At 44.0% G+C, this 18,883-nt stretch carries 19 protein-coding genes and 1 riboswitch; of the genes, 5 read left to right on the forward strand and 14 right to left on the reverse strand.

Annotated features, from left to right (window positions below; genetic code table 11):
• Positions 1–15 precede the first annotated feature (15 nt).
• The 12 genes from DDT91_RS04905 to DDT91_RS04960 form a co-directional block, all read right to left on the reverse strand.
• Positions 16–1,320: an O-acetylhomoserine aminocarboxypropyltransferase/cysteine synthase family protein gene (locus DDT91_RS04905; protein WP_187175018.1), complete on the reverse strand. Its 1,305-nt coding sequence runs from the start codon at positions 1,318–1,320 to the stop codon at positions 16–18.
• Positions 1,321–1,506: 186 nt separating this feature from the next.
• A riboswitch (SAM riboswitch) is annotated at positions 1,507–1,620 on the reverse strand.
• Positions 1,621–1,711: 91 nt separating this feature from the next.
• The gene (gene can / locus DDT91_RS04910) at positions 1,712–2,353 is read right to left on the reverse strand and encodes a carbonate dehydratase (protein WP_187175019.1); all 642 of its coding nucleotides are present in this window, start codon (positions 2,351–2,353) and stop codon (positions 1,712–1,714) included.
• Positions 2,353–3,891 (reverse strand): SulP family inorganic anion transporter, encoded by a 1,539-nt coding sequence (locus tag DDT91_RS04915; protein ID WP_187175020.1) that lies wholly within the window; start codon positions 3,889–3,891, stop codon positions 2,353–2,355. Before DDT91_RS04915 ends, can begins: the two co-directional genes overlap by 1 nt.
• 106 nt (positions 3,892–3,997) lie before the next feature.
• Positions 3,998–5,332 carry an argininosuccinate lyase gene (gene argH, locus DDT91_RS04920; protein WP_187175021.1) on the reverse strand — a complete coding sequence of 445 codons (1,335 nt, stop codon included), beginning with the start codon at positions 5,330–5,332 and terminating at the stop codon, positions 3,998–4,000.
• Positions 5,333–5,342: 10 nt separating this feature from the next.
• On the reverse strand, positions 5,343–6,413 hold the full coding sequence (locus tag DDT91_RS04925; RefSeq protein WP_187175022.1) for a M20 family metallo-hydrolase: 1,071 nt from the start codon (positions 6,411–6,413) through the stop codon (positions 5,343–5,345).
• Positions 6,413–7,213 (reverse strand): acetylglutamate kinase, encoded by an 801-nt coding sequence (gene argB / locus DDT91_RS04930; protein ID WP_187175023.1) that lies wholly within the window; start codon positions 7,211–7,213, stop codon positions 6,413–6,415. The genes DDT91_RS04925 and argB overlap by 1 nt, the downstream gene beginning before the upstream one ends.
• Positions 7,214–7,235: 22 nt before the next feature.
• Entirely contained in the window at positions 7,236–8,180 is a 945-nt protein-coding gene (locus DDT91_RS04935) for an acetylornithine carbamoyltransferase (protein WP_187175024.1), read from the reverse strand.
• Positions 8,181–8,209: 29 nt separating this feature from the next.
• On the reverse strand, positions 8,210–9,343 hold the full coding sequence (locus DDT91_RS04940; protein WP_187175025.1) for an aspartate aminotransferase family protein: 1,134 nt from the start codon (positions 9,341–9,343) through the stop codon (positions 8,210–8,212).
• 87 nt (positions 9,344–9,430) lie between these two features.
• Positions 9,431–10,396 (reverse strand): N-acetyl-gamma-glutamyl-phosphate reductase, encoded by a 966-nt coding sequence (gene argC / locus DDT91_RS04945; protein WP_187175026.1) that lies wholly within the window; start codon positions 10,394–10,396, stop codon positions 9,431–9,433.
• Positions 10,389–11,582: an argininosuccinate synthase gene (locus DDT91_RS04950; RefSeq protein WP_187175027.1), complete on the reverse strand. Its 1,194-nt coding sequence runs from the start codon at positions 11,580–11,582 to the stop codon at positions 10,389–10,391. Before DDT91_RS04950 ends, argC begins: the two co-directional genes overlap by 8 nt.
• A 37-nt stretch (positions 11,583–11,619) precedes the next feature.
• Positions 11,620–12,303: a GNAT family N-acetyltransferase gene (locus tag DDT91_RS04955; RefSeq protein WP_187175028.1), complete on the reverse strand. Its 684-nt coding sequence runs from the start codon at positions 12,301–12,303 to the stop codon at positions 11,620–11,622.
• Between the two features lie 388 nt (positions 12,304–12,691).
• The gene (locus tag DDT91_RS04960; RefSeq protein WP_187175029.1) at positions 12,692–13,936 is read right to left on the reverse strand and encodes an aminotransferase class V-fold PLP-dependent enzyme; all 1,245 of its coding nucleotides are present in this window, start codon (positions 13,934–13,936) and stop codon (positions 12,692–12,694) included.
• 39 nt (positions 13,937–13,975) lie between these two features.
• On the opposite strand from DDT91_RS04960, the gene DDT91_RS04965 reads away from it, so the two are divergent.
• Both DDT91_RS04965 and DDT91_RS04970 read left to right on the forward strand, forming a co-directional pair.
• Complete coding sequence (locus DDT91_RS04965; RefSeq protein WP_187175030.1) at positions 13,976–14,155, forward strand: hypothetical protein; 180 nt, start codon at positions 13,976–13,978, stop codon at positions 14,153–14,155.
• Between the two features lie 97 nt (positions 14,156–14,252).
• Positions 14,253–14,966 carry a DsbA family protein gene (locus DDT91_RS04970; protein ID WP_187175031.1) on the forward strand — a complete coding sequence of 238 codons (714 nt, stop codon included), beginning with the start codon at positions 14,253–14,255 and terminating at the stop codon, positions 14,964–14,966.
• Positions 14,967–15,038: 72 nt separating this feature from the next.
• On the opposite strand, the gene DDT91_RS04975 is transcribed toward DDT91_RS04970, so the two are convergent.
• Positions 15,039–15,962, reverse strand: coding sequence for an SMP-30/gluconolactonase/LRE family protein (locus tag DDT91_RS04975; protein WP_187175032.1), 924 nt, complete (start codon positions 15,960–15,962; stop codon positions 15,039–15,041).
• An 11-nt stretch (positions 15,963–15,973) separates the two neighbouring features.
• A complete protein-coding gene (locus DDT91_RS04980; protein WP_187175033.1) occupies positions 15,974–16,867 on the reverse strand; it encodes a hypothetical protein in 894 nt (297 codons plus the stop codon).
• 49 nt (positions 16,868–16,916) lie between these two features.
• On the opposite strand from DDT91_RS04980, the gene DDT91_RS04985 reads away from it, so the two are divergent.
• The 3 genes from DDT91_RS04985 (at position 16,917) to DDT91_RS04995 (ending at position 18,783) form a co-directional block, all read left to right on the forward strand.
• Positions 16,917–17,999, forward strand: a complete 1,083-nt coding sequence (locus DDT91_RS04985) for an oxygenase MpaB family protein (RefSeq protein WP_187175034.1) — start codon at positions 16,917–16,919, stop codon at positions 17,997–17,999.
• A 108-nt stretch (positions 18,000–18,107) separates the two neighbouring features.
• Positions 18,108–18,413 (forward strand): DUF2752 domain-containing protein, encoded by a 306-nt coding sequence (locus tag DDT91_RS04990; RefSeq protein WP_187175035.1) that lies wholly within the window; start codon positions 18,108–18,110, stop codon positions 18,411–18,413.
• Positions 18,406–18,783 carry a TM2 domain-containing protein gene (locus DDT91_RS04995; protein ID WP_187175036.1) on the forward strand — a complete coding sequence of 126 codons (378 nt, stop codon included), beginning with the start codon at positions 18,406–18,408 and terminating at the stop codon, positions 18,781–18,783. Before DDT91_RS04990 ends, DDT91_RS04995 begins: the two co-directional genes overlap by 8 nt.
• Positions 18,784–18,883 lie beyond the last annotated feature (100 nt).

Genomic DNA, 18,883 nt, shown 5'->3' on the forward strand with positions numbered 1-18,883 from the left:
GGTAATTAGGAGTAATTAAATCTTGTCAAAAGCCTGCTGCAAATCGGCCTTGATGTCTTCGATGTGTTCGATGCCAAGTGATAATCGAAGCAGGGTAGGAGTCACTCCGGCTGCTCGTTGTTCCTCATCGCTCAATTGCTGATGTGTGGTGGCAGAAGGCTGAATAATCAGCGTCTTGGCATCTCCTACATTCGCTAAGTGAGAAATCAACTGGAGGTTATTGATGAATTGAGAAGTGGAGGCTTTATCACCTTTAATCTCAAAACTCAGCACTCCTCCAAATCCATGCTTGAGGTATTTTTTGGCGACAGCATGATAAGGTGAAGAGGTCAGTCCAGGGTAGTTTACTTTAGAAACTTTCGGATGTGCTTCCAGCCATTTGGCAATTTCCAAAGCATTGTCAACTGTACGCTGAACACGAAGTGAAAGCGTCTCGATTCCCTGAAGCAACAGGAATGAATTGAAAGGGCTGATGGCCGGACCGAGATCTCTAAGACCTTCCACCCGAGTACGGATGGCAAAAGCGATATTGGGAAGTCCGAGTGGATTGTTTTCACCAAAAACCTCCCAGAAATTCAATCCATGATATCCCTCAGAAGGCTCTGAAAACTGTGGAAATTTTCCATTTCCCCAATTGAAGTTACCTCCGTCTACGATGATGCCACCGATAGAAGTGCCGTGTCCCCCGATCCATTTGGTAGCTGATGCCGTCACAATATTTGCCCCATGAGCAATAGGTTGACATAAAAATCCACCTGCACCAAAGGTATTATCCACGACCAATGGAATCCCATGCTTTTTGGCTAGGGCGGCTACCGATTCAAAATCAGGAATATTAAACTCAGGATTACCGATTGTTTCGAGATAGATCGCTTTAGTTTTATCATCAATTAATTTTTCCAAATCTTCTGCTTTGTCGCTTTTGGCAAATCGAGCATCAATCCCAAGTCGCTTAAAGGCCACTTTGAATTGATTGTAGGTTCCTCCATACAAAAAGGGAGAGGAAACAAAATTTTCCCCTGCCTGAAGAATATTGTGCAAAGCCAAAAGTTGCGCTGCCTGTCCAGAACTGGTAGCCACTGCCGCCACACCACCTTCCAAAGCAGCAAGTCTTTTCTCAAAAACATCTGTGGTCGGATTCATAATCCGGGTGTAGATGTTTCCAAATTCTTTCAGACCAAACAGGTTGGCACCATGCTCGGCAGAGTTGAAAACATAGGATGTGGTCTGATAAATCGGAACCGCCCGTGAATTGGTGGCGGGATCAGGAGCTTGTCCAGCGTGAAGCTGAAGGGTCTCAAATCGATAGTTTGCTGACATAAAATTGAGGTTAAAGGGTTAAGAGAATAGTAAAAGGGATTGCTCCCTGAGAAATTCAAGAGAATATCCAGATCAAAATAAAAGGCACATGCAAAAAATTGCAGAGCCAAAATCGAAGATGTTGGAGAAAATTGGCTCGAAGCCGAGGGAAAGGAAGGGGGTAAATTGCCTATTCATCATACGAGGAATTTATAGTTCCAAATGAGACCTTCTCATTTGGCAGGAATTGGCACCTTTCCGCCGCGGCGGAAGGTTGCCAGAGGGTCATAGAGCCTGTCTCTCGCCTCTTCTTTATAAATCCTCACACTGGAAAAAAGTGAAAGGACGATGCAAAGAAAAGCCCCTATTTTTGAAAATCAAATAATAGGGGCTTAAATTCTTTGGAGATTTTTTAAAATTGATCGTCTGAATACCTAAATACAGGGTGGATATTGTCAAAATCAGGAAGAATTGTGGTTAATTCTTTCACCAGGCCATTGTCCAAGCCATACACCCAACCGTGGATCTCAGGTGATTTTCTATCCTTCCAGGCTTTTTGAATAATGGAAGTCTTGAGCAAGTCCTGACACTGTTCCAAGACATTGAGCTCCACAAGTCGGTTAACCCGGGCTTTATGGTCAGGAATTGCGTCAATTTCTGATTCATAGTTTTTGTAGACTTCCTTGATATTTCTAAGCCATTTATTGATTAATCCAAAACTTTGGTGACCGAGAGCAGCCTCGACACCTCCGCAGCCATAGTGACCACATACGATGATGTGCTCTACCTTGAGGACTTCCACAGCATATTGTAGTACGGAAAGCAAGTTGAGATCCGTGTGTACTACCATATTGGCGATGTTACGATGGACAAAGACTTCTCCCGGATCGGTACCGGTGATTTCATTGGCAGGAACACGACTGTCAGAACATCCGATCCAGAGAAATTTTGGTTTTTGCTGGTGTGCTAGACGATTAAAAAAGTCCTTATCGATCTGAAGTTTTTCTTCGGACCAGGCTTTGTTTTGTAATAATAGTTTTTCGTACGGGTTCATTAGGCTTCTCTTAAGTGATAGGTGTAACCTTCTACGGTGATGGATATATTTTTGGTGTGGGCAGTCGCAATAAAATCATTCAGCACGTCCTGAATATCATGATCGATGAATCTGGCTTTGCTCGCATTCAAAATCACCTTACTTCCATCAGGAATTTGAGCCAAATCTCTCATCAAGGGAGCTTTATTAAGAAAGGAAACGTCTTTTTGAAGTTTTACCAAATAATTCCCGTTTAGCTCGGTAATCATTACAGCTCGCTGGAAATTGGTTCGGATGACGAAATAAAGTCCTATTACCATACCAATTCCTATTCCCACCAACAAGTCTGTCAAAAGGATAGCAATGACCGTGATGATAAAAGGCAAAAATTGATTGACCCCTTTTTCATATTCCTGAATGAAAATGGATGGTTTAGCAAGTTTGTAACCTACCATAAACAGAACGGCTGCCAAACAACTCAAGGGGATCTGATTGAGCAGTTGAGGAATGCTCAAGACAAGAACCATGAGGAGTATCCCATGGAAAATGGCAGATAGTTTTGTTCTGGCTCCGGAAGCCACATTGGCGGAAGTCCGTACTATTACTGCCGTAATCGGAAGACCACCAATCAATCCGGAAAGGGTGTTTCCTATCCCTTGAGCAACCAATTCTTCACTTGGAGGCGTCATTCGCTTAAATGGATCCATCTTATCACCCGCTTCGATAGAAAGGAGCGTTTCAATGCTTCCTATGACTGCCAAAGTGAAGGCCACGATCCAAAAACTTGCCTCTCCGATCATTCCAAAGTCAGGAAAAGTAAGAAGAGAAGTAAGTTCACTTAGGCTATCCAAATCAGGAATAGTGACTAAATGTTCATCAACCAAAGTCCACTCGGGCTTCCATGCCTTATATAGATTATTCATAACTATTCCTGAAATCACTGCCCAAAGGGCACCGGGAATTAGTCCGAGAAACTTGTGACTTTTTATTTTTGGCTGATCGAAAAATATCAAAATAGCCAAGGCAAGCAACACCACCGGAATCGCTCCGGGACTGAAGTAGATGAAAGCATTATAGATTTCTGTAAAGGTGTTTTGATCATCAAGCTGTTTGAAAGCCAAATCACCTAAGTAATCTTTATCATATCCTAAAGCGTGCGGAATCTGCTTCAGGATCAAAATCAAACCGATCGCAGTCAGCATTCCTTTGATGACCGAATGTGGAAAATAATATCCCAAAATTCCCGCTTTAGCAAAGCCCAATACTAGTTGAATCAGCCCAGCAGCAACCAAGGCTCCTAAAAAAAGTTGGAAGGTGCCCAAGCTGGAAATAGAGTCCAAAACAATCACTGTCAATCCCGCTGCGGGACCGCTTACAGAGACATGCGATCTGGAAAATGTGCCGACTACAATTCCCCCAACTATGCCTGCTATCAAGCCAGACATCGGCGGTGCACCACTGGCTATGGCGATACCCAAACAAAGCGGCAGGGCAACCAAAAAGACCACCAAACTGGCTTTTAAATCATATCTAAGGTTGTCACCAAAAAGATTAATCATATAAATTTTACTTCAATAGTGCTGGTTGGATTATAAAACAGTCTTAAGATAGAAGTAAAATTTTCAAATGAAAATAACGGTGAAAAAGCTTAGGCAAAACTGAAAATTATTTCAAGAGCCTTTTGAAAGCTTGGTCCACTTTTTCAAATTCAAATTGGGCTACTTGTTTGCTCATTTTGGCTTTTATTTCGGCAAGACAAAGATTTCCGATACTGCCTTCATGGGTATGGTTTACCTGACTTTGGTCTGGTGAAAATTGGTCAGCATCGATGTCGAAGCCTACTTTTTTGTAAGCATCCCGGAATGGCATTCCTTTCAGAACCAAGTCATTTACCACTTCCACAGAAAAAAGATGCTTGTAAAAAGGATCTTGAAGGATATTTTGCTTCACCTTGATCTCCTTGAGCATAAACGTGCTCATACTGAGACAGGACTTAAGGCTCTCGAAAGCCGGGAAAATATCTTCCTTCAGTAGCTGCATATCCCGATGATAACCTGTACTCATATTTGTCAAAAGAAAGCTTACTGAAGTCGGGACCGCTTGGATCTGATTCGTTTTGGCTCGGATCAATTCAAATACGTCTGGATTTTTCTTATGCGGCATGATGCTGCTTCCCGTAGTCAAATTGTCCGGGAAGGTGAGGAATGCAAAATGCTGATTCATAAACAGGCAGACATCCGTAGCCAGTTTGTTGAGCGTCCCAGCTATCCCTGCCAAGGCAAAAGCCAAGGTTCGTTCGGTTTTTCCACGGCTGTTTTGGGCATTGATCACATTGTGGTGCAGATCTGCAAAGCCTAAAAGCTCAGTGGTCATGGTTCGGTCCAATGGAAAACTTGATCCATAGCCAGCAGCAGAACCCAATGGATTTTTATTGCTCAGGTCAAAGGCAGCCTTCAGCATTCCTAGATCTTCGGTCAAACCTTCCGCAAATGACCCAAACCAAAGTCCAAACGAAGAAGGCATGGCCAATTGGGTATGCGTATAACCCGGCATCAAATCGTTTTTATGCTTTTCTGCCAAGGAAATCAGCAAATCAAAAAGGGTCTGAGTTTCTTCAAGGATCTCCCGAATTGCTGCACGGTAATACAGCTTCAGATCCACTAAAACCTGATCGTTTCGACTTCTGCCGCTATGCAGTTTTTTTCCCACTTCTCCATAGCGCTCCGTAAGCAAAAACTCCACCTGTGAGTGTACGTCTTCCACACCCGGTGCAATCTGAAACTGGCCTTTTTCGATTTCGAAATAGATTTCTTTCAATCCTTTCTGGAGGATCTGATTGTCCTCTTTAGTCAACAGACCGATTTTGGCCAGCATATGGGCATGCGCCATCGAACCCAGCACATCAAACGGTGCGAGAAGAATATCAAATTCCGGATCACGACCGATGGTAAATTGTTCGACTTCCTTTTTGCTATCGGTAGCTTTTTGCCAGATTTTCATGATTCAAGAGTTAGCTGAGTGCTGCGTAGTGATTGATAATGGAGATGTAGCCTTGGATACCGGCTTTGATCTCTTCCAGGTAAATGTATTCGTCTGCGGTATGCGAACGGGCAGAGTCTCCGGGGCCGATTTTAACCGATGGATAAGGAATAAGCGCTTGATCGGATAGGGTGGGACTACCAAAGGTCTCCAAATCCAATTCATCTGCCACTCGATACATCATGTGATCGTTGGGCAAATGAGAAGACTGAAGACGAAGCGAACGAGGTGTCAGTTCTGCTTTGAGGATATCCTGAAGTTCTTCCAAAGCTCCTTCCAGCGTGTATGCGTCTGTCACTCTCACGTCCAACACATATTCGCAAAGGTCAGGAACGACATTATGCTGCTGTCCGGCTTTGATCACCGTACAAGTGACTTTGGTACGACCAAGGAAGGGTGAAGTCTTGCTGAACTGGAAGTTTCTGATTTCTTCCAAATCCTCCAGGGCCAGATAGATTGCATTGATTCCTTCTTCTCTAGCGGCATGACCTGCTTTCCCGTGGATTTTGGCATCAATGACCAAGAGGCCTTTTTCTGCCACTGCCAATCGCATTTGAGTGGGTTCGCCTACAATGGCCAGTTCTGCCTCTGGAAGTTGAGATAGGAGAGAAGCAATGCCGTTCTGACCTGAGATTTCTTCTTCAGCAGAAGCAATCATCAACAAGTTGAAGGGAAGCTCTTTGCCAATAAAATGGCAAAAGGTGGCCAAAAGCGCGACCAAAGGTCCTCCTGCATCATTTGACCCGAGGCCAAAAAGCTTCCCGTCTTCAACGATCGGGGTAAATGGATCTTTGGTATAGCCTGAGTTGGGTTTGACCGTATCGTGGTGGGAGTTAAGCCAAACGGTGGGCAAGACTGGATTGTACTCTGTGGCAAAAGCCCAAATGTTATTTCCCGATCGATGGGTTTCAACTCCTTTTTCCTTTAAAAATTGCTCGATCAGGTCTCCGGTGTTTTTTTCTTCTTTGGAAAAGGAAGGTGTGGAAATCAGCTTTTCCAGCAAATCAACAGCATCGTCAAACAATTTTTTGAAATCCTCCATCAGTACAGATCGTATCGTTGACGCTCAATGGTGGTGCCGGAAGTTTTTCCTTTGGCGGCCAATAGAAGGTTTTCCGCTTTCCCGATCCAGACATGCTGGACACCTTTTTTCAAAGCATCAAAGGCGTTGTCCAGTTTTGGAATCATTCCGGAGTGGATCACATTTTCTTTACGCAGTTCAGCGTAAATATCCTCATTGATCAGGGGAATGATGGAATGTTCATTTTTCTCATCAACGAGAACCCCTGCTTTATTGAAGCAGAAGTACAGATTTACATGATGGTCTTTTGCCAGACTGGTAGCCAAAGCAGATGAAATAGAATCCGCATTGGTATTGAGCAATTGGCCTTTTTTGTCGTGGGTGATGGCATTGATCACCGGTTGCAGTCCAGCGCTAAGTAGGGTGTCCAACAATTCGGTGTTGATCTCCTGAATATCTCCCACAAACCCATAATCAATTCCTTTGACAGGGCGCTTGATCGAGCGGATCAAATTACCGTCTGCTCCGGTCATCCCGATGGCATTCACTTTTAAAGCCTGAAGTTTGGCAACGATGTTTTTGTTGATCAGTCCGGCATAGACCATGGTCACGATGTCGAGGGTATCTTTGTCTGTGATACGACGGCCATCAACCATTTCCGGCATCACGCCCATGCTTTCTCCAAATCGGGAAGCTAGGACTCCACCTCCGTGGACAAGTATTTTATGCCCGGGAAATTTGGCGAAAAGGGCCAAAAATTCATCCAACTTCTCAGGGAAGTCGATGACATTTCCGCCGATTTTGATAATTGAAATCTTCATAGGTTTGAGAGTTGAAAAAAGGTTAACCGAGTATTTTGCTGAGTACCGCCTGCGCAGCGTAAATTCTGTTTTCAGCTTGCTTTTGTACCAAAGAGCGTGAGCCGTCCAAGATTTCATCGGAGAGCTCGAGATTTCTTCGTACCGGCAAACAATGCATTACTTTACCTTCGGGAGCATTTTTGAAATGATCCTCTGTGAGCATCCAGCGGGAGTCTGTGCTGAGGATTTTTCCATAATCATTGAATGCTGACCAGTTTTTAACATACACAAAATCAGCATCTTCAAGGGCTTTGCTTTGATCATATTCGATGGTAGCACCTTTGGTAAATGACTGATGAAGTTCGTAGCCTTCGGGATGAGTGATTGTAAGGTCATGTCCCATTCCGAGTGACCATTCGGCAAAGCTGTTAGCCACCGCGTGCGGGATCGCCTTGATATGAGGTCCCCAGGTCAGTACCACTTTTGGTTTCTTTTTTCCTACCAAATGCTCCTGAATAGTGATCTGATCCGCTAAACTCTGCAAAGGATGACGAGTGGCTGATTCCAAGCTCACCACCGGAATCCCGCTGTATTTGATAAACTGACCGAAGATAAAGTCTGTCATATCTTCCTCCTTGTTGGTCAGGGAAGGGAAAGCGCGAATCGCCAGAATGTCGAAATAAGAACCCAAGACTCCTGCTGCATCTTTGATATGCTCTACAGTGCCTTTGTTCATGATGGCACCTTCCTGCATCTCCAAGGCCCAACCTTCCTTGTCCATGTTGAGCACCATGGCTTCCATGCCCAGATTTTGAGCAGCAATTTGAGTAGATACCCTAGTTCTGAGCGATGGATTGAGAAAAATACAACCGACTCGCTTGCCCTGACCCTTGGCTTGGTCGAGACGTGGATTGGCTTTATAGGCAATAGCTAAATCGATCAATTCCTGACCTAGCTCTTTGGATTCAAATTGGGTAAAATACTTCATGGTTTGGGGTTATAAGAACCTAAATAAGCTCAATTGCTAAGGATTTCTTTCAAAGCGGTCAAGAACGAATTTAACTGATTCCATTCGACAGACAAAGGAGGAAGCAAACGGATCGTCTGTTTTCCCGCCGCCGAACCGGTGAACATGTGGTACTTTTTCACCAGTTCATTTCGGACAGGTCCCGCATCCCGATCCAAATCAATCCCAATCATCAGACCTTTTCCTCGAACATCGATGATTCCCGGAATCGTCTTCAATTCCTCGATCAATCGATCTCCAAGCTCCAATGCTTTTGCCTGAAGATTTTCCTGTTCCAAAACCTCCAACACCGCCAATCCCGCAGCGCATGCTAAGTGATTGCCTCCGAATGTGGTGCCCAACAAGCCATAGCTCGCTTTGAACTCCAAAGCAATCAACAGGCCACCGATGGGGAATCCATTGCCCATGCCTTTGGCCATCGTGATCAGGTCAGGCATGATGCCATCGACCCACTGATGGGCAAAGAAACGACCGGTGCGGCCATAGCCGGATTGTACCTCATCGAGGATCAATTTGGCTTCATATTTCTTAGCCAAAGAGGAAATACCACGTAGAAAATCAGGTTCGGGAACCTGAATTCCGCCCACCCCTTGAATTCCTTCTATGATGATGCCTGCAATGGTGTTGGACTTTAAAGCTTCTTCTACCGCATCAATATCACCCCAAGGAAGGATGTGAAAATCCTCTCGGGCATTGCAGGGAGCCACAATTTTCGGGTTGTCAGTTAATGCGACAGCACCGGAAGTTCGGCCATGGAAAGCACCTGAAAAAGAAATGAAACCGGACTTGCCAGTGGCAAAAGAGGCCATTTTGATGGCATTTTCATTGGCTTCTGCTCCTGAGTTGACCAAGAAAAGCTGATAGTCATGCAGACAGGAGAGGTGCCCTAGTTTTTTGGCCAACTCCTGCTGGATAGGAATCTCAACTGAATTGGAATAAAAAGCGATTTTGTCCAGTTGATCTTTGATTCGCTTCACGTAATGTGGATGCGTGTGACCGATGGAAATCACCGCATGACCTCCGTAAAGATCCAAATATTCTTGCCCCTGATCGTCCCAAAGCCGACAGCCTTCGGCGCGGTCAATGGTGACTGGAATGAGGGGATATACGTCAAATAAGTTCATTTTAAAATAAGATTTACGATTTTCTCTATTTCGGATTTGCGATTTCGGATTTCGGAAAATCCGACATCCTATGTCCGAAATCCGAAATTAAAATGCGATGGACTTCAAATTCAGCCCTTGCTTCTCTTCTAGCCCAAAAGCCAAATTGAAGTTTTGCACAGCCTGACCAGAGGCACCTTTTAATAGGTTGTCAATCGCTGAGTAAATGACCAATTGTCCAGCTTCTTTTTGGGCAAAGAGAATACACTTATTGGTATTGACTGCTTGCTTCAGATCAATATCCTGAGTGGATACGAAAGTAAAAGCTGCATCCTTATAGAATTCCTGATAGGCTGCCACTGCCTCAGCTTCTGATCCTTCAAAAGGAAAATAGGCCGTCACCCAAAGCCCTCTCGAGAAATTGCCTCGATAAGGCACAAACAAGAGTTCTGAACTGAAGTCAGAATTCAGTTGCCTAAATGTCTGCTTGATTTCTTTGAGGTGCTGATGGGTGAAAAGCTTGTAAACTGACATATTCCCGGTTCGGTAGCTGAAATGAGAAGTCTCGGCAAGCTTTTTTCCTGCTCCGGTCGAACCCGTAATGCCGCTGATATGAACTTGATCTTTGATCCAACCCTTGGCTATCGCCGGTGCCAAAGCCAATTGAATTCCCGTCGCAAAGCAACCCGGGTTGGCAATGCGCTTGGCGGTTTTGATTTTTGCCGAGTTTACTTCAGGAAGGCCATAAATGAACCCATTGGACTCGTCTCTGAAATCCGTGGAAAGATCTATAATTACTGTGTCAGGGGAGAAGGGATGGGCTTCCAAAAAGCCTTTGGTCTCTCCATGCGGCAATCCCAAAAACACCGCATCCACTTCGGCAGGAACTTCATCGGTGAATACCAAATCACAATCTCCGATCAAATCCGGATGTGATTCGATGACTTTTTTCCCTTTTTGGCTATTGGAGTGGACACATACCAGTTCGACCGCAGGGTGGTGAACCAAAATCCGAAGGAGTTCGCCTCCGGTGTAGCCTGCCGCTCCAATGACCGCTGTTTTGATCTTAGTCATTTCCGCTGTTGACTTTGTGGAAAATGGCAGTTTGGTTACCCAAGATTCGGGTGAATCCTTTTACATCTTCACCCGTGTAGCCTTTGTTCATCTCACCATAGCTTCCAAACTTGGAAGACATCAAATCATGTTCAGAGTAGATTCCCAACAAAGTGAATCGGTATGGTTGTAGCAATACTCTTACATCGCCAGAAACAAACTCTTGGGTACTTGCCAAGAAAGCTTCAAGATTTCTCATCACAGGATCGAGGTAATGTCCTTCATGCAGGTGATTTCCGTAAAACTCAGCCTGCTGATTTTTCCAGAACATCTGCCACTTGGTCAAGGTGTGTTTTTCCAACAACTGATGGGCTTTGATGATGATAATCGGTGCAGCAGCTTCAAATCCTACGCGGCCTTTGATGCCGATGATGGTGTCACCCACGTGAATGTCACGACCGATTCCATAAGGAGCTGCCAATTCCTGAACCTTCAGGATTGCGTTCACCGGATTGTCATAGGTTACTCCATTTACCCCTTTCAATTCTCCTTGAACAAAAGTTAATTTTATTTCTTTAGGCTCGTGCTCAGATACTTGAGTAGGCCAAGCTTCCTCAGGAAGGTATTCGGAAGAGGTCAAAGTTTCTTTTCCTCCTACCGATGTTCCCCAAATTCCTTTATTGATGGAGTAGGCTGCTTTCTCAAAATTCATGGAAACTCCATGCTTTTTGAGGTATTCGATTTCTTCCTGACGGGAAAGCTTCAAGTCTCGGATCGGCGTGATGATTTCGATATCCGGCACGATCGTTTGGAAGATCATATCGAATCGAACCTGGTCATTTCCAGCACCTGTAGAACCATGAGCTACGGCTTTGGCGCCAATAGACTTGGCATATTCAGCCAAAGATTTTGCCTGAACGATTCGCTCTGCAGATACCGAAAGGGGATAAGTAGCGTTTTTCAGAACATTTCCGAAAACCAAATATTTGATCACGGAGTCGTAGTAATAATCTACCACGTCCAATATGGTGAAAGAAGCCACTCCGAGGGTTTTAGCCCTGGCTTCGATGGTTTGTAATTCTTCGGTCGAAAAGCCACCGGTATTCACTATGGCAGCATGGACTTCATAGCCCAAGTCTTTGGTCAAATGCAAGGCGCAGAAGGTAGTGTCAAGACCTCCGCTGTACGCTAAAACGACTTTTTTCATAATATCTAGAAGTTTTGTCCCATCACGGGATGATTGGTTATAGGAAGAGACTTTTCACCGTGTCTTTGGACTTGGTGAGTTTGAGCATGATGAATTTTTTCAATCGGACCCATCGGTCAAATAATTTGATTTCTTTTTTGAAATCATCCCTCAGTGCAAGTTCCTCCGTGTGATTTTTCTTGGCATGGGGGTCATAAAGCATGGCTGTGCAAAGGCAGTTCTGACGGTTTTTAGACATCAGGATCTCATAATTTACGCAGCTTTGGCATCCTTTCCAGAAATCTTGATCGTCGGTCAAGTCAGCATAGGAAACCGGTATATAGCCCAATTCAGAGTTGATCTTCATCACAGCAGCACCGGTGGTCAAACCGAAGATTTTGGAATCCGGGTATTTTTTACGGCTGAGTTTGAAGATTTCCTGTTTGATTTTTCGAGCCAGCCCGTATTTCCGAAACTGAGGAGAAACGATCAGGCCTGAGTTAGCCACAAACTTTCCGTGACCCCAAGCTTCAATATAGCAGAATCCTGCCCAAGTTCCGTCTGAAGTCAAGGCGATGACTGCTTTTCCTTCGTCCATTTTGGTCTCGATGTAGGCAGGACTTCGCTTGGCTATACCAGTTCCACGAGCTTTGGCAGAATTTTCCATTTCCTGAGTGATTTGCTCAGAATACTTCTTGTGAGAGGAATCTGCTACAATGATTTTGAAAGAGATTTCTTCCATGGATATTGCATGAATTGTACTGCCTCCGGTGAAGACAGGGCTTGTGAATTAAGATTTTTGGTAACTATTGGTCGAGGGGTATTTTCCGCGTAGGAAAACAAACTATCATGCAGGGTCAAACCCTAAAAGTCTGCCTAGACCTCAACACAGGAGAAAAATTAACCATAGCATCAGAACTCAACGAGACGTTGTAAACCTGATTCGGGTGATTCGCTATGGAGTTTGAGTGGATCATGCTTTTGAGGCTGCAAATGTTGTACCTCAAAAAAACAATTGCAAGGATTTATTTTAAAAATTTGATGTCTTCCTTGAAATTTTCGAAAAAAATCAAAACAAAGCCCTTGAAATTGCTACAAAGGCCTTGATTTGGTTTTGATTTTTCTAATTCCTATAAAGCCATTTCTTTGAGAGCTTTTACCAGCTGATCACATTCAGCGGTCGAAGTGTAGATATTTGGACTTACTCTAACCCCTCTTACCCCCGCACCATCGATGGGAGCAGTGAAAATCTTGTACTTTTCAAGAAGGATTTTACCCATTTCTGCAGGCGTATATTTTTCTACCCAAACATTACCTATGCCACAGCACCGTGCCGGATCCTCAGGAGTGTTGACTTTGATCCCGGGAAGGTTTCTCACTTGATCAGACCAATATTTTTGGATGTATCTTAATCTTTCTTCTTTCCTTTTTGCCCCAATTCGATTCTGAAATTCAATGGAATCAATCACTGTCAAGTCAGTGGCTACGGGGTGGGTTCCGATGTGATTGAGGTAAGCAATTGTGTTAAGGCTGAGATCAAAAGGAGCTAAAAGGGGCTGTATTTTACTGATTTTGTCTTTTTTGACATAGAGCATACCAGCGCCAAGAGGTACGCTAAGCCATTTGTGAAGGCTGGAACCATAGTAATCGCAGTCTAACTCATGCATGTTGAATGTAAAATGTCCGACTGCATGCGCCCCATCGAGCATGACCTCTACTCCATAGGAATGGGCCATATCGGCAATTTTTCTGACGGGTAAAATATGTCCTGTGATGTTGACGATATGCGGCACCATCATTAGTTTGGTCTTCGGGGTGATGGCTTTTCGGTAGGCTTCGACTATCTCTTCATCATTTTTAGGATCTAGGGGAATATCGATTTTTACCGTCTTGATACCCCAGCGCTTGGATGCCAACTCAAACATGGTCTGCATGCTTCCATAGTCTTGATTGGAGAAAACCGCCTCGTCACCCGGCTTCCAAGGATACCCCGAAATGATCAAATCCAAAGACTCCGTGGTATTTCGGGTTAACACTACCTCCTCAGGATCTGCCCCCACTAATTCAGCTAAAGCAGCTGCAGATTTGGCTTTGTTTTCAAACTGAACGCCGCGCATATAGTGAGAAGCCTGAAAGTTTACTTCCCGGATATGGGCAATGTATTTTTCCAAAATTTCTTCAGGAAGAAAGCAATAATACCCGTTTTCAAAATTGACATAGTCCCGCTTGATGCGATATCCTGCTCGGATTTGATCCCAAATGTCATCTGCAGACCAATCGAGTTGGTCAAAAGAGAAGGGTTTGGCTGCCGCCGGAAGAACACTGCCTCCAATACCAAAGGCAGCCAAATATTTCAGAAATGATCTTTTATTCATAAGGAAGGGTGGTTTCAAAGGATGTAGGAAAGTAACCAAATGATCACCAAGAGAATAGCCATCCATGTAATCCATGGTGAACGTTTGGGGAATTCAAATTGGCAGATGGGGCAAACTTTTGCTCTTGCATCTACTTCCATGGCACAGGAAGGGCATTCTTTAGTTTTCAAAGGTATTGGTGAACTCTTTGGATTCATTTCCGATTTCTCCTTTAAGTAAAGTAAAATTCCAATGAAATGCCATGAGAAAATGATCTCGGATAAAATGATCGATAAACTTGGGATTTCTTAGCCATTCACAACAATTTGATACCTCTATGAAAATCGAGATTTGGTCGGACGTCGTGTGTCCATTTTGTTACATCGGGAAAAGAAAGATGGAAAAAGCCCTTCAGAAATTCCCTTTCAAAGACAAGGTAGAGATCGAGTGGAAAAGTTTTCAGCTGAACCCAGATCAAAAAACAAAACCCGGTGTCAGTACCTTGGAAGATCTATCCAAATCAAAAGGTTGGTCCATGGAACAAACACGCCAGATTACCGCACAGGTAGTGGGAATGGCAAAGGCGGAGGGTTTAACCTTTGATTTTGACAAAGCAGTGGTCGCCAATACCAAAAACGCTCACCGCCTGATTCATCTTGCCAAAGAATTCGGTGTACAAGATGCAATGAAAGAACGATTGCTGAAGGCCTACTTTACAGATGGACTCAACGTGGATGACCTCGATACCCTTGTCCAACTTGGAAAAGAACTGGGAGTGCCTGAAGAAAAAATTAAACTTATGCTTGAATCGAATGAGTTTGAACAAGCTGTAGATCAGGATATTTATGAGTCTAGACTAATCGGAGTGAGGGGAGTGCCTTTCTTTGTGTTGGATCGAAAATTCGGAATTTCGGGAGCTCAGCCTGATGAGGTTTTTGATCAGAGTTTGGAAAAAGCTTGGACTGAATACGCTAAAAACAATCCTGTCCTGGATATTGCTTCCAGCTCAGAAGGTGAAAGCTGTGACGTGGATGGGAATTGTTGGTCATGAGAAGGAAGACAGAAGACCGAAGACAGAAGACCGAAGTTTCTTCTGTCTTCGGTCTCCCAACTTCCAGCTTTTTCACCAAACTCCTCTGAATTTCATTTTTAGGGTATAGACTGAGCCCATCGCGGTAATAAAAAGAACATTTCGGGTAAGGGAACCAAAAGCAACATTTGCAGTCCAGTTTTCCGGCACTGGGATATGTGCAATCTGTTCTCCGTTTTTATCAAAGACAGTAACTCCTTTTCCGGTAAGATATACATTGCCTCGCTCATCAATGGTCATTCCATCTGAGCCCATTTCACAGAAAAGCGTTTTATTGGTCAAATACCCGTCTTCTTGGATCTCGTATTTCCAGGTTTTTTTATCTCCGATATCAGCAACATAGAGGTATTTTCCATCAGGTGTGCCTACGATCCCATTTGGTTGCTTCAGGTCTTCCGCGACTCTAAAGAGTTCGGTTCGGTCGGCCGAAAGAAAATAGACATGTTGCCCATCCTGTTCCATTTCTTTTCCCCGGATTCCTTCCCAATAAGGTCTTGGATAAAGAGGATCGGTGAAATACAATCCGCCCTTTGGTCTTACCCAGATGTCATTTGGGCCATTTAGCTTTTTTCCTCGAAAAGAAGGAACCAGAACTGTTTCCTTTCCAGTCTGGGGATCGATTTCCCATAGCTCATTGTTGAGATCTGCAGCTGCAATCAGTTTTCCATCCAATTGGAAATATAAGCCATTGGATCTGCCGGCACCTTCCTTGAAGAGGGTAATCTGATTGCTATTGGGATTCCAGCGGTATATTTTATCATTGGGCTGATCGGTAAAGAAAATGTCCCCTTGACGATTGACCGCCGGGCCTTCGGTAAAGCTGAATCCGTCTTTTACTTTTTCCAATTGAGCTCCTTTGGCTACGATGCCCCTTTTGTCATCAATTTGAGCGTAGAGGCTGTTTGCAGAAAAAAGGAGAGCGGAAAGAATAATCGCAGATTTAAATAATTTATTCATAGGGGTTTAGGTTATTTTCGGTTCATGACAAATACGAGTTTGTTCAACTCCGGACTGTATGCCATTCGGCTGATGTTCTGATGAGTCGAAGATTCTATTTTTCCGAGAGAAAGCCAATCTGAATCTTTAACATTTTTGATGAAAATCTCATTTCCCTTGGCCATCAGCAGGTGGTTCTTATCTATCCAAATCAAATCCTGTGAACCGGGGAGGGAATAGCCTAAGGATCGAAATGTATTGGTTTTGAGATTAAAGGACTTAATGGCAACTTTTTCTCCTTCATCGTCAGTCTGGATTTCATTTCTATCTAAAAAGCTGATTTCAGGTGTAGTCGGGCGGTTTTTCACTGATCTACCAATATTTTTCGAAATTTCCTGTACATCTCCTTTCCCTCTGGCATAGACCAGTCTGTTTGGTTCTCCTAGGATAAACATCGCTGCTTTGTTGTCATACCAATCGTAATAGCCTACCGGGGCAATGTCATCATACAAAAGCTCAGGCGCTTCACCGATAATCGGATACAGCCAAAGCCGCTGCTTTCCATCCGGCTCTACAACTACTGCCGAAATGTACTGCTTGCAGTCGGTGAGATTGGGGGAATATTCGCTTCGGTCAGGGCTTTTGGAAAGGTTGGTGAAATTTCCAGTCCGAAAGCTATATAGAATAATGTCGTGATTTCCCTTCTGATCCGCCGCAGAAAAAACCAATTCGGAATCATTGATGAAGTTTGGCTGATTGTCGTATTCCGGCCGATTGGTCAGTGGCTTTGCCGTTTGGGTCAGGAGTTTGAATTTTCCGCCTTTGCCTTCGGTATCGACCACCCAAAGATCTGAAGCTACCTGAGCCTGAAGGATTTGACTGATGGATAGGAAAAGAAGAACGAGGAGAGATATATTTTTTAGCATGAAATCAGATTCTGAGCCAACCAAATTACAAAATGCAGGTTAGAATGGCGTGGAGAAATTGCAGTTTTATACCAATTCGGTTTTTGATCAACTTAGGCAAAGGCAAGATCCTTTGGCAGATCAGGCGGTTTCGGTTTTAGTCCAACGCACCGGTTTACTTTCAGAGATTAACGCTTGGAAAGCAATTCCTGATCCTTTGCCATCAGATTTTCCGACTGAATTGATGTCCTTTTTTGAATTCTACCTCCAAAAACAAAAGGAATATTTAGAATCCGATCTTCGACCTGCGCAGGATTTTTTCGAAGAAAAAGGAGACCTATACCTCGCCATGCTTGGCTTTTATTCTTTGCCTTACTGCTATGCCTTTGCCGATGGTGCTCAGGTTTTGGTCAGGTCCAATCGGATTTTGGATCAGATAGGGGAAAGGCTGGGAGAGACGGCTTCCTTTGTATTGGAAATTTTTCGTCCCGGAGCTTTTTCCGCACAGGATGAAGCGTATTTGGTTTGTGCCAAAGTCCGATTGATTCATGCGTTTAGCAGGCTTTTCATCCGGCAATATGCCAAAGACTGGGATTTGGCCTTCGGTCAACCTGTCAATCAGGAAGATATGCTGGGAACCAATCTTGCCTTCAGTCATATCGTGCTGAGGGGATTGGGAAAAATGCGTTATTCTCCTTCCGAAAAAGAATACGAATCGGTTCTGGTGTATTGGAAATGGATCGGGGAACTAATGGGAATAGAAACTCAATTTTGGCCAACTACGACCAAAGAGGCCTTCGAACTGGATAAGTTGATCCGAAAAAGACATTTGAAATCCTCGGAAGCGGGGCAGCGATTGGTAAAAGGCTTGCTTCATTTTTATCAAAAAACAATTCCCGATCCTGTGCTTAACTCACAGGCTGAGGGAATTCTTTCTTTTTTCTTAGGTCAAGAGGCCTCAGAAGCATTAAACCTAAAACCAGGAATTAAGGTCCCCGGAGAAATTTTGGGATTGGTATTTAACTATTCCGGAAGGAAAAATTTTGGGGGAAGGAAGGGGTATAAAGCATTCAAAAAAAACCTTCAAAACCAACAAGAAGCCCAATTTGGAAAGGTCCTTGAAATTCGACTTCCTCAGTTAAACCGTACGTAATCGTACACTTTTTTGTACGCAAATCATCCAGGATATTTACACCAACGCGGAAATCAGGTCATTTAAGCCACATTTGCCAGATGGCACCTTTTTCGTACTTTGTCCAGCATGAAGGAAATCACCCTTTGGTTTAAACGCTTACCTCTGGAATTGATCTTTTGGATCGGCAGTTTGCTTGCGATTCTGACGATCGACCCGGAGGCAGGACATCACTTCAGCCTTTGCCCGCTGGATAGTATGGGCTTCAGTTGGTGTCCGGGATGTGGATTGGGACGATCCATGAGCCTCCTCGCGCGGGGAGAGATTCAGGCTTCCTGGTCAATGCACCCTTTGGCTATGCTGGCTTTTGGTGTGATCCTTCATCGAATTTGGACTTTAATCAAAAACCTAAAAACAACACACAATTATGGCTAATGTATTGAGGCATCTCCCTGAACTGGAAGGTATGGAACTGGGCTACATTCAGGGATTGATGAAAAATATGGACGAGGATCAAGCTTCTCTGTTTGCCCAAGTATACCGTGCACGGAGAAAGGATTCTCAGATGATTCTGATCTTGACCTTGCTTGGTTTCTTTGGGTTTGCCGGTTTACACCGATTTATCTTGGGACAGGTCGGCTTAGGGATTCTTTACATCTTGACGCTCGGGTTGTGTTTCATAGGTACCATCGTAGACTTGGTCAATTACAAGAGCCTAGCTTATGAGTACAACATCAAAATGGCCCATGAAACGTTGGCAATGATTTCCAATCATTTTCCAACTACAGGAAGTACCACTGCTTAATTTAAACTTACACACTTACCACTAACCTGACCTTTGGTTTCGCAAGTCGAGGCCAAAGGTTTTTTTATAAATAGGCTATCCGACAGGTCATCCACTTTAT

Origin of the sequence: Algoriphagus sp. AK58, from assembly GCF_014324365.1 — a bacterium.
Taxonomy (GTDB): Bacteria; Bacteroidota; Bacteroidia; order Cytophagales; family Cyclobacteriaceae; genus Algoriphagus.

Bases quoted from the DNA above. Each gene is read 5' to 3' on its own strand.
- DDT91_RS04975 (WP_187175032.1), bottom strand. From the start codon at position 15,962: ATGAATAAATTATTTAAATCTGCGATTATTCTTTCCGCTCTCCTTTTT.
- argH (WP_187175021.1), bottom strand. From the start codon at position 5,332: ATGAAAATCTGGCAAAAAGCTACCGATAGCAAAAAGGAAGTCGAACAA.
- DDT91_RS04905 (WP_187175018.1), bottom strand. From the start codon at position 1,320: ATGTCAGCAAACTATCGATTTGAGACCCTTCAGCTTCACGCTGGACAA.
- argC (WP_187175026.1), bottom strand. From the start codon at position 10,396: ATGACTAAGATCAAAACAGCGGTCATTGGAGCGGCAGGCTACACCGGA.
- DDT91_RS04925 (WP_187175022.1), bottom strand. From the start codon at position 6,413: ATGGAGGATTTCAAAAAATTGTTTGACGATGCTGTTGATTTGCTGGAA.
- DDT91_RS04935 (WP_187175024.1), bottom strand. From the start codon at position 8,180: ATGAAGTATTTTACCCAATTTGAATCCAAAGAGCTAGGTCAGGAATTG.
- DDT91_RS04915 (WP_187175020.1), bottom strand. From the start codon at position 3,891: ATGATTAATCTTTTTGGTGACAACCTTAGATATGATTTAAAAGCCAGT.
- can (WP_187175019.1), bottom strand. From the start codon at position 2,353: ATGAACCCGTACGAAAAACTATTATTACAAAACAAAGCCTGGTCCGAA.
- DDT91_RS04995 (WP_187175036.1), top strand. From the start codon at position 18,406: ATGGCTAATGTATTGAGGCATCTCCCTGAACTGGAAGGTATGGAACTG.
- DDT91_RS04965 (WP_187175030.1), top strand. From the start codon at position 13,976: ATGATCACCAAGAGAATAGCCATCCATGTAATCCATGGTGAACGTTTG.
- argB (WP_187175023.1), bottom strand. From the start codon at position 7,213: ATGAAGATTTCAATTATCAAAATCGGCGGAAATGTCATCGACTTCCCT.
- DDT91_RS04950 (WP_187175027.1), bottom strand. From the start codon at position 11,582: ATGAAAAAAGTCGTTTTAGCGTACAGCGGAGGTCTTGACACTACCTTC.
- DDT91_RS04980 (WP_187175033.1), bottom strand. From the start codon at position 16,867: ATGCTAAAAAATATATCTCTCCTCGTTCTTCTTTTCCTATCCATCAGT.
- DDT91_RS04990 (WP_187175035.1), top strand. From the start codon at position 18,108: ATGAAGGAAATCACCCTTTGGTTTAAACGCTTACCTCTGGAATTGATC.
- DDT91_RS04970 (WP_187175031.1), top strand. From the start codon at position 14,253: ATGAAAATCGAGATTTGGTCGGACGTCGTGTGTCCATTTTGTTACATC.
- DDT91_RS04955 (WP_187175028.1), bottom strand. From the start codon at position 12,303: ATGGAAGAAATCTCTTTCAAAATCATTGTAGCAGATTCCTCTCACAAG.
- DDT91_RS04940 (WP_187175025.1), bottom strand. From the start codon at position 9,343: ATGAACTTATTTGACGTATATCCCCTCATTCCAGTCACCATTGACCGC.
- DDT91_RS04960 (WP_187175029.1), bottom strand. From the start codon at position 13,936: ATGAATAAAAGATCATTTCTGAAATATTTGGCTGCCTTTGGTATTGGA.